Here is a 14,609-nt window from a genome sequence, read left to right as displayed (position 1 = left end):
AAAAACGAATTCACTATTAGTTCACTAAGCGACGGAACCAGCTCTTCACTTTACCGAGGACTCCCGCAGGAGCCTTGCCGGGTGCCGACTTGGGACGTTGTCCCGCCGGCGTCGGACGGCTGTGGGGTTTACCGCTCGCCTGTTTCGGACGTTGACCGTTCGCCGCACCATTCGCGTTTTGCGGGCGGGGTCCACGATTCTGATCACGACCGCGACCACCATCACGTCCACCGCGGCGTCCCCCTTGGGGTGCTCCCGCTTCCGCACCGAGAGTCGGCGCGCCGTCTTCACGCGGCTTTTGCGGACCGCGAGGACGATCGCCGGGGCGACCTTCACGACGAGGACCGTCCGCGCGAGGACCATCGCCACGAGGTCCACGACCGCGACCACCATCACGTCCGCCACGGCCGCCATCGCGACCACCGGGACGTCCACCACCTGCGCCGTCACGACGAGGACCGTCGCGGCGAGGACCACGGCCTTCACCACCACCGGCACGGTCGTAACCGCCGCGCTCCGAGGGCAAGGGCTTGAAGTCCGCGACGAACTCGGTGTCTTCCATCCATTCGACGTCCAACTTGTGTTTCAAATATTCCTGAACACGTTCGAGCGATTCGATATCGCGATCGCTGACGAGCGAGAACGCCGTTCCCGTCGCGCCCGCACGGCCGGTACGACCGATACGGTGAACGTAGGATTCCGCATCTTGAGGGAGTTCGAAGTTCACAACGAGATCGACACCTTTGATGTCGAGACCGCGAGCCGCAACGTCGGTGGCGACGAGCACGTTCTTGTCGTTCTCGGCTTTGAACTGCTCCAGCACGCGATTCCGCTGAGCTTGCGTCAGCAACGACGAAATGCCCATTGCGGGAACGCCGTTGTCGCTCAGGAACTTGCTGATGCGCTCAACGTTGTTTTTGAAGTTCGAGAAGATGATCGCCTGCTTGGGATTGTGCTTCTTGAAGATCGACAGCAGGTATTTCGCTTTTTCATCCTGACCGCAGTGATAGATCGAATCTTTCACGTTCTCAGCCTTGGGCTGATCGCGGCTGACGTCGACCTCAACGGGATCCGAACCGAATTGGTAAAGCGTATTGGTGACGTCGAAGTTCATCGTCGCCGAGAAGACCGCGACTTGGCGCTCTTTCGGAATGCGCTGAAGGATGAACTTCATATCGTCCTTGAAGCCCATGTCGAACATGCGATCGGCTTCATCGAAAACCACGGCGCGGACTTGTTTCAGATCGCAGACGTGCTCTTTGTACAGGTCGATCAAACGACCCGGAGTCGCCACGACGAACTCCACGCCCGCCGCGAGACCTTCTTTTTGTTTTTCGTACGAGGTTCCACCGTAAACCGAAACCGCGCGCAGTCCCGAGACCATCGAGAGCTTCACCGCGTTTTCGTAAACTTGTTCGGCGAGTTCACGCGTGGGCACGAGAACCAGAATGAAGTTCTGCGCGCGCCAGTCGACGAAGCGACGAGCATCCAGATTCTTTTTGTCGTCTTCGCTCATTCCTTCGGTCGAAACGCGACCCTTCAGGATCCGGTCCATCAAAGGAATCAAGAAAGCGGCGGTCTTGCCGGTTCCGGTCTGCGCGAGTCCCGAGACGTCGCGTCCTTCAAGAAGGACCGGAATGGTTTTCTCTTGGATAGGAGTGGTGGATGCGTATCCCAGTTTTTCGATGGCCTGAAGAAGTTGAGAATCCAGGCCTAAATCTGCAAAGTTCAATGTCGTCCCCGAAGGCTAGGCCAAGGGGGAATAACTCGACGAGGAATTCCGCTGCTTGGCGCACAAAAGTTGACCCTAAAGGCGGCTCAAAAATTTGTCAAAATGCCTCGGCCCGGGTCGGGCATTATGTGCTCTTCATCGCGAAAGATTTCAAGGCTTCGACGAACTTTTCGGGCTGGTCATAGTGGACCCAATGCCCTGCGTCAGCTATCTCGGCAGCCTCGACGCGTGGATTTGCCCGCTCCATCTTCTCGAAGGTCTCGCGCGTGAGCTCTTCGCTGTCGGCGCCCCGGATCACGAGTGTGGGCATCGACAATGCGCGAAACTCGTTCCAGTGATCCTTCGCGCGTCCTTGGCGGACGCTCTCCAGAATCGCCTGCTTGGAAAAGCGCCAATCGGCGCCCCCACCCGGCAGATCGACGATATTGGAGTAGAAATAAAGACCGATGGTGTCCCGATCCCCGCGCACGGGCACTTTGCGGAAATCGTTCATGAAGTACTCTTTGGCCGCGAGCTTCGTCGGAAATGGCGTCGGCACCGAATTCAAGAGCATCTCGTAATAAGGAAGCGCCTTTTCGCTGGAATCCGGCCCCAGATCCTCCATCACGAGGAGGTTCAGATACTCGGCATGCCGGGCGGCGAAGAGAAGCGCGTTACGCGCCCCCATCGAGTGGCCCACGAGGTTGATCTTGCTCCAGCCGATCTCGTCGAGAATGTGTTTGAGGTCTTGCGCGTAGTCCTCGGGCGCGTAGCCGAACTCGGGCTTCACGGACTGGCCGTGACCGCGCTGATCGAAGATCAGACACAAATCGTTCGGCCCCATCAGCGTGGTGATTTTTCGCCAATTGATCGCGTAGCCCATCAGACCGTGTAAAAACACCCAGCGCGTGAGTCCAGGAGAAGCACTCTCCGCTTGGACTTCGCCGAGGGTCCACTTGCGACCACCACCACTGAGGAATTGATAATTGAACTGCTCTAGGTAAGATGACATAGTTGCAACCGATGAAAGTTACCGTGAGACCCTCTCTGCACGCAAGTTGGATCGACCGCGACGCGTTCGATATCGTGAAGCGTCTGCAGGCCAAAGGGCACCAAACCTACCTGGTTGGCGGCTGCGTCCGCGATCTTCTCTGCGAAGTCCATCCCAAGGATTACGACATCGCGACCAGCGCGCTCCCCAACGAAATCCGCAAGCTCATTCACGGCAGTTACGTGATCGGCAAACGCTTCCGCCTTGTGCTCGTGAAGCGCGGCGACCAGCAGTTCGAAGTGGCGACCTTCCGCCGCTCGGGCCGCCCCGAGGATTTCGTGGAGGGCGAAGAAGCGCCCATCGGCGACAACTTCTTCGGCACCTGCGAGGAAGATGCGCTCCGCCGCGATTTTTCGATGAACGCGCTCTTCTACGATCCCGTCAAAGAAGAGCTCCACGATTATCCGAACGGCCTGCAGGACGTGAACAACCGCATCTTGAAGATGATCGGCGATCCCGTTCAGCGCATCCAGGAAGATCCGATCCGCTCACTGCGCGCGCTGCGCCTGTCGCACAAGCTGCGCTTCCGGATCGACACGCCCCTGCGCGCGGCGATCCAGGATCACGCCGACTGGCTGGCGAAAAGCGTGCTGCCCCGTCGTCGCGAAGAGTTCTTGAAGATCTTCCGTCTGAACGATCCCGTCCGCGCCTTCGTCGAGATGTGGGATCTGAACCTGCTGCAAATCTGTCTGCCGAGCCTGATCCCGGTGTTCAGCGATCCCGTCGCGCAAGAGACTTTCTTGACCTCGCTCGCGCGCGCGAACGACTACATCTTGGATCCGTCGAATCCCGTCGAGCTTTACGTGCCCTTCGTTCTGGCGTTGCGGGAAGCCACTGCGGACGCCCCCTGGTCGGCCGAGCAAGAAGAAGCCTTCTACCGTTTGGAAATGGGCGTTTTCAAAGCCGAATGGGCCGAGATCGAAGCGGGACTGCAATTCCGCCCGCGCCTGGTCGACACGGAACACTTCCGCCGCCGCGGTCAGCGCCGCCAGCAGGCGTTCACTCATCATCCCTCGCTGCCTCTGGCGTTGCGGATCATGGCTTACGAATTCCAATTGAGTCCCGCGACTTTGCAGTTCTGGATTGATCGCTTGAATGGCGTTCCGCTTCCGCCGCCGCCCGCGCGCGAAAAGGGCAAAGGCGACAAGTCGTCGCCCCCCGTCGATGAGCAGATCCTGGACGCAAAACTCGACGAACCCGTCGAGGAAGACGACGACTTGGATGACGATCTTCCGCCCATCCCGTCGGCGGATGACGACGACGAAACCCGCCCCACGAATCACTAGAATCAAACCCAAAGCAGAAACGAAAAAAGCGGCCCTGAAGCCGCTTTTTTCATATCGATCAATTCGCAGTCCGCGAGATTACTTTTTAGCTTTAGACGCTGCGTTTTTCGAAGCTTGTTTCTTGGCTTCGATTTCTTCGGGCGACAGGCCCCAGGGCGAAGACTTGGGAGCGTTACCGCGACCACCGCCGCCGGGTCCACCTTTACCGGGTCCGCCACCGCCGCGGCCACCACGGCCACCGCGTCCGCCACGACCACCCTCTTCCGACTTCTCGGGAGCGGCCTTGGGAGTGGGCAGGAATTCGGGAACGTAGCAGAACTCTTCGATCAGCTGACCTTTCGCGGGAGCCGACTCGCCTTCGTTCAGGCGCATGACCATCACGCGGGTCAGTTTATCCATATTGGTCGACGCCACGGTGAGAGCGTTCACGAAGTACTTCAGCTTCTCGCCTTCAAGCTTCATGCTTTCGCCCAAAGCCACTTCGACTTCTTCGGGGGATTTGCCACCGGCAGTCAGTTCGGTTTGCGCTTTGAGGCCTTGAGCCAATTTAAAGGTCGAGAATTCGGTGACGGCTTTCATGGGACGACTCCTGTTATGATTCAGGAGGTTCTAAAAGGCCGCCCGCCCTCAAGGCAACGACTTTTTCGCTGCCATTCGTCGAACTCTTGCGCATTTCTTAGGCGTGTCGTCCCGGGCTGACACGGGTTTTCGACGCGGAGCCCTCCCCGACCGGACCAGCGTTAAGTCCTGGGGAATAATTTCCGATCTCTTAGGTGATGCCATTGATTGCCGTCGCACTCTTACTGCTGATTGGTCTTTGGGTCCTGCTCGCGCGGGGCGCCCACCGCCGTCGCTGGACCGGGGAAGAAAAACGGCTGTTCGAGCGCGAGTGGGAAATCAAACGCGACAAACAAAGAATCTATTTCTCGATTCCGAGCTTCAAGTCCGCCTACTTCGACATTCGCCCCGCCACGCCGTGGTCGAAATTGCAGAACAAGATCTTGAGTGCGCTCAAAATCGACCAGCCGACGCCTCTTGAATTGCATTTCCACACCTTGGTTGAAGATCCCGAACTCGCGAAGCTCTTCAGCGATCGCGTGAGCGTCTTGAACGCGCTCGTCGCATTGCAAGAGCAAGGCAAATTCCGTCTGATCTCGACCGGCTCGGAACTTCATGGGTATCTGCAACCCCAAACCAAAATGGGCGACGACTTTCTCGAGTCGCCCGAAATGCAAAAAGCGACCGAAGCCCTGAGCCACATCTTAGAAGTGCAGTTCGATCTGCCTTTGAATGAAATGAAACCGGGCGATATCCGCGGCTGGCGCTGGTCGACCTCGCTGCCGCTCGCGATGCTGGGCGCGGGCGTGGTCGTGCTGATTTTGCGCCCGTTCCTGGTGACCGGCGACCTGATGCTTGAACCTCGTGCCTTCAAAGTGTGGCTGGGCCTCAGCTTGTTCGCGACGGGGCTGGGACTTCTATGGAGTTCCCTGCGCGTGCCCCCGCACTATTTCACCCGCACCGCGCTCGCCTACGCGATTTTCTTTTCGTGGTCGGCGTTCTTCTGGTTACACGGCGTCTTCACTTCGGTGAACCGGATGTTCGCATCGCAAAAATTCGTCATCGAATGTCAGATCACTCCCGAGAGCGACGGGACCCGTTGCTTGGACGGGCAGATCACTTTCCGCGTTCCGAGCGAACTGCAAGCGCCGGGAACAACGCATTTGAAACTCGAAGCGCAGATGGGATGGTTGGGACAAGTTTTCTTCGTCTCGGCGAATCCTGAAGCTCCCGTTTCACCCGAAGAGCTGACGACCGAAGCTCCCGCCGTGACCGAAGCGCCGCCCGCTCTGGAAGAGCCGATCGCGGGCGCCGTGCCCGAAGGGGGCATCAACGAAACCGGCGAAGACGACTTCATGGAATCCGAGCCCGGCGACGCCAGTGCCGATCAAGGCGCGCCTCCCGTGACACTCGAAGATCTTCCCGAAATGGGTTCCGACATTCCGCTCGAGCCCTCGGCGGATCCCGCCAGCGAACTCGATCAGATGATTCCCCGCACGGGCGAAGAGACCCATTAAGACTCGTTAACTGCGCACGCTGGTTTTCGTCCCAAAACCAGACAGACGTCTTTACGAATACTAAAATTCTCCACACGGGGGCGGTTGCTATAGGCCCCGCGCAGCCGCAAAGCTAGAATGAAGTCATGCCAGCTCGTCATGGACTGACCTCATGGCTGATGGGTCTTCTTTTTCTCTCTTCGCAGGCGGCGGCGGACTGCACGACTCCGAGCGCGAAGGCCGGCGCGCGCGAGGATATCTCTGGCACCGCGCACTTTTGTGATGGCCAAAATTGGGTGCCGATGTTCACCGACGGCTCGGCGGGCGCTTGCAGCGTCGCGGGACGCTGGGATTGGCACTCGGGATCAAGCGCATACACTCATTGCAACGGGGCGAACCTGATCCGCATCAGAGCACCGAGCTGCACGGTCTCGGCACTCACTTACGGGAGCCGCCGTACCAGCGCGGACCTGAACGTCGCCAACGTCCTCGAGATCTCGCCGGACGGGACGAAGGCTTACGTCGGATCGCAATTCGGCGGAAAACTCGTCGTGATGGATATCAGCGCCTCGCCCGCCGCGCCGACGATCCTGGGAGTCACCGCCGATAACGCGAACGCCGGCGACTGGACCGACTCCAAGCTCGTCGGAAACTGGGTTTTCGGCGTCGCGCGCGGGGGCCGGAACTTCTTCACGGTCAACGTCGCCAATCCGGCGGCCCCCGCCTTCTCGGGTCGCTTGAACCTTCCCACGCAAATGCAAAACATCTGGTCCCTCGACACTTCGATGGACGGAACGATCGCCTACGCGATTGGTTGGGCCTCGGGTCCGACGGCGAATCGTTGCATCCTGCACGTCATCAACACCACGAACCCCGCAAGCCCCACCTCAACCGCAATCTACGACATCACGAACGCCATGGGGGGCCCGCAGCAGTACTGCAACCAAGTCCGACGTTTCGGAAACAAACTGCTGATCAGTTTCGCCGACGGCGGGATCGCGCATGTCAGCATCGCGAATCCGGTCAGCCCGGTCTTCCAGGCCTATACGACCCACGCGAATGCGGGGGACATCGAATTTTCGGCTTTCAGCGAAGACGGCAATACGCTCTACGCGGTCACGAATGCCAGCAGCCGCTTCTATTCTTGGAACGTGTCCGGAACGACGCCCACCTACCTCACCAATTTCCAAGACACCACCCGCATGCAAACGGCGACGGCACTGACGTTGCGGGGACGCTACGCTTTCGTGGCCGGGAAGACGAGCAACTACGTTTCAATGGTGGATGTGGCGACCCCGTCATCGCCCTCCGTCGCGGTTTCGACGAACAACGCCAACATCACGTCGCCGGAAAAAGCCGTCCCCTACGGACGTTACCTGTACATTACGTCTTCCGACGGAGCCGATGCCCTGAACGTCTTTGATATGGGATGCGATCCGATCTCGACGGCGAACCTGGGAAGCTGTTCGACCGCCCGTCGGAAAGAGTACTTCCCCGATGCGCGCGCCTACTGTTATTGCGACGGCAGCGCGTACCGGGTCATGGGAAAATCACGTCACTAAAGGCAGGCGTTCACGATGCTCGCGCTATCCAGGCCGTGTTTGCGGTACAGGTCGATCGCGTTGTACGCGCTCTGCCCGAATTCGCCTTTCACGCCCAAGATCCGCAGATCATTTTTAAAACCGCGCTCGAGCAGCTCGGCCGCCAAGAACTGGCCGTAACCGCCGATCTTCTGGTGATCTTCGATCACGACGACGCGTTTACATTTTTTAAGTGCGGGTTCGAACGTGGCCCAGTCGACGACATTCGTCGTGCTGGGCGCGATGACGACCGCGCCGCGATTTTTCGCCACGAGTTCTTTTTGCGCCTTCAAAGCTTCGCCGACCATGGAGCCCACGGGAACGAGCAGCACGGGATCCAGTCCCGCCACGTCGACCAGCGTCTGCGCGTGATCGAGTGCGTACTTCGTCGCGCCGAAATTCTTCGGGAAGTTTTCACGTCCCAAGAAGAACACCGTGGTGGGCGGAGTCGTGCCCGCCTTCAGATGATTCGCGAACTCTTCGATCGCTTGGGTCACGAGCGCGTCGGCCTCTTCGCTGCACGAAAGCTGGATCACGCGCGTGTGCGGGATGGACGACAACATCGCTTGGTATGACAGGGCCTGGTGGCTTGCGCCGTCGGCCGCGTCTTGGAAGCCCGTATGCGAAAACACGCAGATCACCGGGGCCAGCGACAGATTCGCCATCGTGATGGGGAGCGCGCCCTTCGTGACGCCGAACTGCGCGAAGGTATCGACGAACGGGATGAAGCCCACTTTCGTCATGCCCGCCGCGACCGAGATCATGTTCGACTCGGCGACGCCGACGTCCAACGACGCCTCGGGGAATTCCTTGCGGAAGCCCGCGACGCCCGTCGAACCGGGAAGATCCGAGGTCACCGACACGACGGGGAAACCCGCCTTGCGCGCGCGGATCATCGCGGCCGAAACGCCGGTCTGGATTTTTTCTTCGGGCTGAGCGGGTTTCACCGCCTTCGCTTTCAAATCCGCTTCGCGGACTTTCAGCTCTTCGATCCATTTGGGGAACTCGGCGGGGACCGCGCCGGAATAAATCTCTTCGATGAAAGCGGGAAGCTCCGCCGCCGACTTCAGCGGGAAACCGTGACCGCCGCTGTTCGACTTCGCGGTCGCCGCGGTCCCGATGCCTTTGATCGTCTTCGCGTGAATGACGACGGGCTTTTTCGGGTTCTTCACCGCGCGATCGACGGCCGTCTTCAGGGTGTCGTAGCACTTCTGCAGATCGTGACCGTTTTCCAGATAGATGTAGTCCCAACCCAGGGTCTCGAAGGCCTTAAAGGTGGGCGTCATGGCGAACGACTCATCGTCGATACGTCCGGTGAGCTTCGTGTTGTTGTCGCTGATGACGAGGACGAAGGGATTCATCTGTCCGCGCGCCGCGAGGCCCGGAACGGCGGCCATCGCTTCACGCGCTTCGCCCTCCATGCACGCACCATCGGAAATGGCCGTGATCGTCACCCGCGAGTTCTTCGCCAAAGCGTCACCCATCGCCAGACCCTGCGATTGCGGGAAGGCCGAGCCGAGCGGACCGTTGGACAGCTCGACGCCTTCGCCGAAGAGATGCGCTTCACCGTGACCGGTGAGGCCGCTTTCGATGGAGCGGAAACCTTTGAGTTTGTCGAAGTTCAGACCCGCCATGCCGTAGTTGGCTTTCAGCGCGTAGAGTCCGTTTTCGCAGTGGCCGGCGTCGTTGATCAGGTGGAACATCTCGGTCCACTCTTTGCCGGCTTTTTTCGCGCGTTCGAAAACCAGCGCGAACATCGCCGAGTTCAATTCCGCGAAGGCCGCGGGACCGCCGTAGTGACTGGCGGCGCCGCCGAGGACGGCGTGCATGTCCATGACGGCGACAAGGGCGCGGATCGCGCGCGGATCGGTGGCTTTCAGCTCACCGGTCTCCCCCTGAAGGGTCACGGCAAAGTGAGGGTTCTGTGAAGGGTTTCCGGCAAGGCGTTGCTTGAGGGAAAGCGGTTGAGCCACGCGTCCTCCTTAATGTAGGGTTGGCTGCTTATCGCAATTTTGCATTTCTGCGTCAAACACCGTTGTGAACTGTGAGGGCTGCGCCATGAGAGACTTCTACCCCGAGATCGAACCCTACAATTCCGCCAGCCTGAAAGTCTCGGACCTGCACGAAATCTATTACGAACAAGTGGGAAACCCCAAAGGCCAGCCCGTCGTCTTTCTGCACGGCGGCCCCGGCGGCGGCACGAACTCGGACCACCGCCGCTATTTCGATCCTGCCCGTTATCGCGTCATTCTGTTCGATCAACGGGGCTGTGGTCGCTCGAAGCCCTTCGCGGAGCTGCGCGAGAACACGACCTGGGATCTGGTCAAAGACATCGAAAAGCTGCGCGCCCATCTGGGAATCGAAAAGTGGCTCGTCTTCGGCGGAAGCTGGGGCTCGACGCTGGCGCTGACCTACGCCATCCAACACGCGGACCGCGTGCAGGGGCTTCTTCTGCGCGGCATTTTCCTGTGCCGCCCCTCGGAAATCCGCTGGTTCTACCAAGAGGGCGCAAGCCACGTCTTCCCCGACATCTGGGACGAGTACCGCGACCTGATTCCCCCGAGCGAACGCGACGATTTCGTCAAAGCCTACTACCAGCGTTTGACGTCGGACGATCAAGGCCTGCGTCTGGAAGCCGCAAGGACCTGGAGCCGTTGGGAAATGGCGACCTCTTATCTGCGCATCAACTTCAATGCGATCAACTCGATGGAAGAGCCCGAAAAGGCGCTGCCCTTTGCGCGCATCGAGGCCCACTACTTCATCAACAACGCGTTTTTCCCCTCGGACAATTGGATCCTCGAGAACATCGAACGCATCCAACACATCCCCACCGCCATCGTGCAGGGCCGCTACGATATGGTTTGCCCCGCCCGCTCCGCGTGGGAGCTGCACCGCGCCTTTCCAAAATCGAAACTCGAAATCATCCCTGACGCTGGGCATTCCGCCTCGGAACCGGGCATTCGCTCGGCTTTGATCGCTTTTGCGGACGAATTCGCACGCATTTGATCAGATTCTGAGCGTCATAACGAAGTTCAATTAACCGAATCACAACTATGATGTTGTCTGAACCCCACAGGACTGGGTAATTCCAGTCCCATGCCGGGGTGGTTCCAAAATCGCACCGGCATCATGGGAGGGGGCAGGAATCCGGCCGCAAGGCCGGTTTTCCTGATGCTAAGGCGGACTCAAGGATTTCGAGGACGGGCTTAGCACCCATGTTTTCTATCATTCACTCCCCCCACTCGTATTTCACATGAAAAACAAATCTGACGGGTCAACGTCGTCCAAGAGGACTTCGCCGTCGGGCTGAACCAAACGCGGAGCCAACAAAGGCTCATCATCTCGTGACTTGAGGGGGTAACGGATGTTTTCGCAAGGGATTGAACGGTTCTTTTTGAGTTTGTGTGTGACATCCACTTTGGGCCTCGCGGCCTGCGCGCCGAAGGCGTCGGTGGACGAATATAGTGGTCTGCTGACCACCGAAGATCTGGGCTCCGGCAAAAACGGCACCCAGGGTATTTTCGGCGGGGAAGCCGTCCTGGATGACGACGCGGTTTTGAAATCCACCGTCGCCATCGTGAATCTGCGCTACGGCCAGATCGTCTGCACGGGCTCGCTCGTCAGCAAAAATCTGGTGGTGACCGCGGGTCACTGCACGACCGAAGATCCCAATCACCTCGCGATCCTCTTCACCAACAAGCTGCCGAAAACGCGCGAAGCCGCCGCGGCCAGCGTGGTTCGCAAAGTCATCGCGGGCGAGACTCATCCGCAATGGCCCAAGAACGATTTCGCGACGGATAAAAACTGGGGCGACATCGCGCTTCTTCGCTTCGACGGCGAAATCCCGGCGAATTATGCTCCCGTCCGCATGCTTTCGAACAAAACCCTGCTCGTCGCTCAGGGCGAAGCGCTGCTGGCGGGCTTCGGTTGGACCAACGGTCGCCAAAAGACCGAGGCGCAAGGTCTGAATAAAACGAAAGTGAAAATCGAGAACCCCGACTTCTCGGATTCCGAAATTCAGATGAATCAGAAAGCCGGTTCGGGCGCCTGCCACGGCGACTCGGGCGGCCCCGCCTTCATCGAAGTCGAAGGGCAACTCGTGCTCGTCGGCGTGACCAGCCGTGGGCACGACGATCCGAACGATACCTGCGAAGTGTTCTCGTTGTACTCCAGCGTCGCCGCGCAAATGGAGTGGCTGAAAACCACCGCGGTGAATCTGCAAAAGCCCGAGGCCATCGGTAAAAAGATGCCGCAACCCTTCTAAGGGAAACGATCGGCGGAAAGAACGAAGGGAGGCTCAAGCCTCCCTTTTTTTATCCGCGCTTTTTCTTCAGCGTCGGCGGGAAAGGACGCTCCGGACTGGGGCGCACCAACTTTCCACCTTCAAAATATTCGCATTTCAGATTCTGGCTCGGCGACCGACGTTCAAAAGAAACCTTCAATTGTCCCTTCTCGTCGCGCACGACCGAAAAGACTTCTTTCGATTCGGTCTTCACGCCGTTGCAATCTTCGACTTTCGTTTCCGTGACGACGACGCGCCCGTCCTCTTGAACGGCGCTGCGATCGGTGACGGACTGACAGCGGACCGGACCGCCCGAACCGGGCTTCATCACGACCGAGTTGTGCACCTGTCCCTGAACCTCCGACAACGAGATGACTTCACCGGCGCCGAAGAAGATCCCCTCGGAGTTCCGTTTCGTATAGAGCGTGATGGTGTTGTTGTTACCGATTAGAAAACGCCCTCCCGGGCAACGTTCCTTGTCGTTCGCGCGACTGGCGCGGAACTCTTTGGTCGGTAAGGACTGGATCATCGCATCGTCCTTCAGTTGTCCCAAAGCCTCCCGCGCGCCGGTCTGGCGAGGGCTCGAGGTCGGCGCGGCCAATTCGGCCTTCACCGTAGATACGATCAAGAGCATTGCGAAAAACGTATGAACGGAAGCGTTCGTCATGAGTTTCCCTTTCTCCTGCGAGTAAGGGAGTTCATTGCAAAGTCGGGCCCGGGCGCAAAATTGTCACTCGCGGGGCTGCGCACTCGGTTGGGGATTTAAAACGATTTGGCCCGACGAACTTTTTGTCGAGTGTGCGCCGCTAAAAGGCGAACTGGAGCGCCTCACCGAGGCAAAGGACCGCCGTGAGGCCCAAGGTCAGAATGAAAAACGAAACGCGGTCCATGCCCTCTTCCACCACGGAGTCCGCGGTGAACGCAAGCCGGCGCCGACTTAAAGAAAGAAAGTGACCCCTGAGTGGGCGCTTTCCAGATCTCAGAAGTTTCCGAAAGGACTTTTCTTTCGGTCAGTTGGGGCCTCCGCAGCGCCTGGACGGCGTAAGACTCTGCGGTGAGGCCAGGAGGGCCGTGCCCCAAATGAGCGAAAGAAAAGTCCTTTCGGAAACTCTCCGGGAGTCGGAAAACGCCCACTCAGGGGTCACTTTCTAAAGAAGAAATTCCCCGTCGGCCCAAGCTTCTTCCGCTTCTTCGCCGTCGAGAGTCTCCTCGAAGAAATCGCTGACCTCTTGATCCAGAAGATCCTGGGGATACGGAGTCGCGATCCGCACGGGCGTCGCCGCGACCTTCATACCGGCCTGACGGATTTCGGGTTGCTGACCGATCAGGACGAACGCCAGCGCGAAGCTGAGTAGCGCAAGGCCCCCGCCCGCCCACATCCGACCGACGGGGCGTTCAGACCGCGCGGGTTCCCGGCGACGCAGGATACGCTCAAGCTCGTCCGCCGGAGCGGGAGGCGGACTTCCCGAGTGGGCTTTCAGAAATTTGGAAAGCGGATCAGAACTCATGTTCGACTCCATTTTGTCTCAGAAACTCGATGAACTTTTCGCGGGCGGCTTTCAAGCGCGTTTTCACCGTGCCTTCGGGAACGTCCAAGATTCCGGCGATCTCCGCGACGCTGAACTCAAGCTGGTAATGCAGGACGAACGCGGGTCGCAGCGTCTCGGACAGCACGCCCACGCCCTTCGCGATCAAATCCGCAAGCTCGGGCCGCGGCTCGGTCGCGCCGACCAGCGACTCGATTTCGTCCGAAGGATCGGGCCACTTCTGACGGAAACGATCCATCGCCGTGTTGTGGGCGATCCGGTAAATCCAGGTTCGCGGCTGCGCGCGACCGTCGAAGCCGTCCATCGCGCGCCAGACTTTCAAAAAAGTCTCTTGGACCAGATCGTCCAACGGGGACGCCCCGGCGATGCGGAAAAGAAAATTCCGCAATCCCGGGGCGTAGTCGCGATACCACTCTTGAAAGAGCGCGTCCTTCGAGTTCAAGATTTACTCGTCATCCTCGTCGTCATCACCACGGCCCGGGAAGCCCTTGGCTTGGCGTTTTTCCTGCCACTCGTTGAACTTCGCCCGCTGCTCGAGGGTCAGCACTTCACGTAGCGCGAGCATCCCTTCGAAACGCAGATCCCCCGCCGCAGTCTGCGCCGCTTGCACTTCGTTTTTCAACGTGCGCAGCTGATCCGCCGAGGCGTTCTGCTTGAAGGCTTCGCGCAGCTTTTCCCGCGCGGCTTTCGCTTTTTCGCGGGCCGCTTTCATCTCGGGTTTACGCTTCTCGCGCTCGGCTTTGATTTTGTCTTTCTGTTCACCGGTCAGGTTCAGCTCTTTCATCAGCTTGTGCATCTTCGGTCCACCGTGGTGGCCGGGACGCGCCTGCGCCGTGGAAAAACCGAGCGCCAACAGCAAGGGGACAACAAGAGCGGTCAGGGTCAGAATTCTCTTCGTCATGGGGCTTCCTCCTGGAAGACGTTTGGGGGTTGGACGCGGGACCGGCTCCTGGGGTTCAGTTGTCCCGCACTTTTTTCGACGATTTCTTGATGAGACGCCGCCCATTTTCGTCCCTCCGGCTTCGCGAGAACCTAAGACTCGAGTCGTTCCGTGAGCTTAGCCTTCCCATGGAAGGCTAAAAGTAGGCGGTCCAATTT

Annotated in this window: 13 protein-coding genes; 5 read left to right on the top strand and 8 right to left on the bottom strand. The window is 59.1% G+C overall.

Translation table 11 applies throughout. The features are described from left to right. Positions 1 to 16: 16 nt before the first annotated feature. Positions 17 to 1,732, bottom strand: a complete 1,716-nt coding sequence (locus tag KF767_01800; protein MBX3016595.1) for a DEAD/DEAH box helicase — start codon at positions 1,730 to 1,732, stop codon at positions 17 to 19. A 124-nt stretch (positions 1,733 to 1,856) separates the two neighbouring features. Then, a complete protein-coding gene (locus tag KF767_01795) occupies positions 1,857 to 2,723 on the bottom strand; it encodes an alpha/beta hydrolase (GenBank protein MBX3016594.1) in 867 nt (288 codons plus the stop codon). A 23-nt stretch (positions 2,724 to 2,746) separates the two neighbouring features. Here KF767_01795 and KF767_01790 point away from each other — a divergent pair, with 23 nt between their 5' ends. Then, entirely contained in the window at positions 2,747 to 4,048 is a 1,302-nt protein-coding gene (locus KF767_01790) for a poly(A) polymerase (GenBank protein MBX3016593.1), read from the top strand. Positions 4,049 to 4,126: 78 nt separating this feature from the next. On the opposite strand, the gene KF767_01785 is transcribed toward KF767_01790, so the two are convergent. Further along, positions 4,127 to 4,627 (bottom strand): hypothetical protein, encoded by a 501-nt coding sequence (locus KF767_01785; GenBank protein MBX3016592.1) that lies wholly within the window; start codon positions 4,625 to 4,627, stop codon positions 4,127 to 4,129. A gap of 194 nt (positions 4,628 to 4,821) precedes the next feature. Between KF767_01785 and KF767_01780 the strand changes: the two genes are divergently transcribed. Then, entirely contained in the window at positions 4,822 to 6,123 is a 1,302-nt protein-coding gene (locus KF767_01780) for a hypothetical protein (GenBank protein ID MBX3016591.1), read from the top strand. Between the two features lie 125 nt (positions 6,124 to 6,248). Further along, positions 6,249 to 7,664 carry a hypothetical protein gene (locus tag KF767_01775; GenBank protein MBX3016590.1) on the top strand — a complete coding sequence of 472 codons (1,416 nt, stop codon included), beginning with the start codon at positions 6,249 to 6,251 and terminating at the stop codon, positions 7,662 to 7,664. Here the strand turns inward: KF767_01775 and KF767_01770 are convergent. Continuing rightward, positions 7,661 to 9,655, bottom strand: a complete 1,995-nt coding sequence (locus KF767_01770) for a transketolase (GenBank protein ID MBX3016589.1) — start codon at positions 9,653 to 9,655, stop codon at positions 7,661 to 7,663. The genes KF767_01775 and KF767_01770 overlap by 4 nt on opposite strands. 85 nt (positions 9,656 to 9,740) lie before the next feature. Between KF767_01770 and pip the strand changes: the two genes are divergently transcribed. Together pip and KF767_01760 are read left to right on the top strand one after the other, a co-directional pair. After that, positions 9,741 to 10,688 carry a prolyl aminopeptidase gene (gene pip / locus KF767_01765; protein MBX3016588.1) on the top strand — a complete coding sequence of 316 codons (948 nt, stop codon included), beginning with the start codon at positions 9,741 to 9,743 and terminating at the stop codon, positions 10,686 to 10,688. 400 nt (positions 10,689 to 11,088) lie between these two features. Continuing rightward, positions 11,089 to 11,946 (top strand): trypsin-like serine protease, encoded by an 858-nt coding sequence (locus tag KF767_01760; protein MBX3016587.1) that lies wholly within the window; start codon positions 11,089 to 11,091, stop codon positions 11,944 to 11,946. 49 nt (positions 11,947 to 11,995) lie between these two features. Here KF767_01760 and KF767_01755 read toward each other — a convergent pair whose 3' ends face one another. The 4 genes from KF767_01755 to KF767_01740 form a co-directional block, all read right to left on the bottom strand. Next, on the bottom strand, positions 11,996 to 12,631 hold the full coding sequence (locus KF767_01755; protein MBX3016586.1) for a hypothetical protein: 636 nt from the start codon (positions 12,629 to 12,631) through the stop codon (positions 11,996 to 11,998). A gap of 481 nt (positions 12,632 to 13,112) precedes the next feature. After that, positions 13,113 to 13,472, bottom strand: a complete 360-nt coding sequence (locus KF767_01750; GenBank protein ID MBX3016585.1) for a hypothetical protein — start codon at positions 13,470 to 13,472, stop codon at positions 13,113 to 13,115. Continuing rightward, on the bottom strand, positions 13,462 to 13,953 hold the full coding sequence (locus KF767_01745) for a sigma-70 family RNA polymerase sigma factor (protein MBX3016584.1): 492 nt from the start codon (positions 13,951 to 13,953) through the stop codon (positions 13,462 to 13,464). The genes KF767_01750 and KF767_01745 overlap by 11 nt, the downstream gene beginning before the upstream one ends. 3 nt (positions 13,954 to 13,956) lie before the next feature. Beyond that, positions 13,957 to 14,412, bottom strand: coding sequence for a Spy/CpxP family protein refolding chaperone (locus KF767_01740; protein ID MBX3016583.1), 456 nt, complete (start codon positions 14,410 to 14,412; stop codon positions 13,957 to 13,959). Positions 14,413 to 14,609: the final 197 nt, after the last annotated feature.

The sequence above is a fragment of the Pseudobdellovibrionaceae bacterium genome (genome assembly GCA_019637875.1).
In the GTDB taxonomy this organism is placed as follows: domain Bacteria; phylum Bdellovibrionota; class Bdellovibrionia; order Bdellovibrionales; family Bdellovibrionaceae; genus JAHBUW01.
Note: the sequence above shows the minus strand (reverse complement) of the source record. Positions and strands in the feature narration are given on the sequence as shown.

Bases quoted from the DNA above. Each gene is read 5' to 3' on its own strand.
- KF767_01795 (MBX3016594.1), bottom strand. From the start codon at position 2,723: ATGTCATCTTACCTAGAGCAGTTCAATTATCAATTCCTCAGTGGTGGT.
- KF767_01785 (MBX3016592.1), bottom strand. From the start codon at position 4,627: ATGAAAGCCGTCACCGAATTCTCGACCTTTAAATTGGCTCAAGGCCTC.
- KF767_01775 (MBX3016590.1), top strand. From the start codon at position 6,249: ATGCCAGCTCGTCATGGACTGACCTCATGGCTGATGGGTCTTCTTTTT.
- pip (MBX3016588.1), top strand. From the start codon at position 9,741: ATGAGAGACTTCTACCCCGAGATCGAACCCTACAATTCCGCCAGCCTG.
- KF767_01755 (MBX3016586.1), bottom strand. From the start codon at position 12,631: ATGACGAACGCTTCCGTTCATACGTTTTTCGCAATGCTCTTGATCGTA.
- KF767_01750 (MBX3016585.1), bottom strand. From the start codon at position 13,472: ATGAGTTCTGATCCGCTTTCCAAATTTCTGAAAGCCCACTCGGGAAGT.
- KF767_01740 (MBX3016583.1), bottom strand. From the start codon at position 14,412: ATGACGAAGAGAATTCTGACCCTGACCGCTCTTGTTGTCCCCTTGCTG.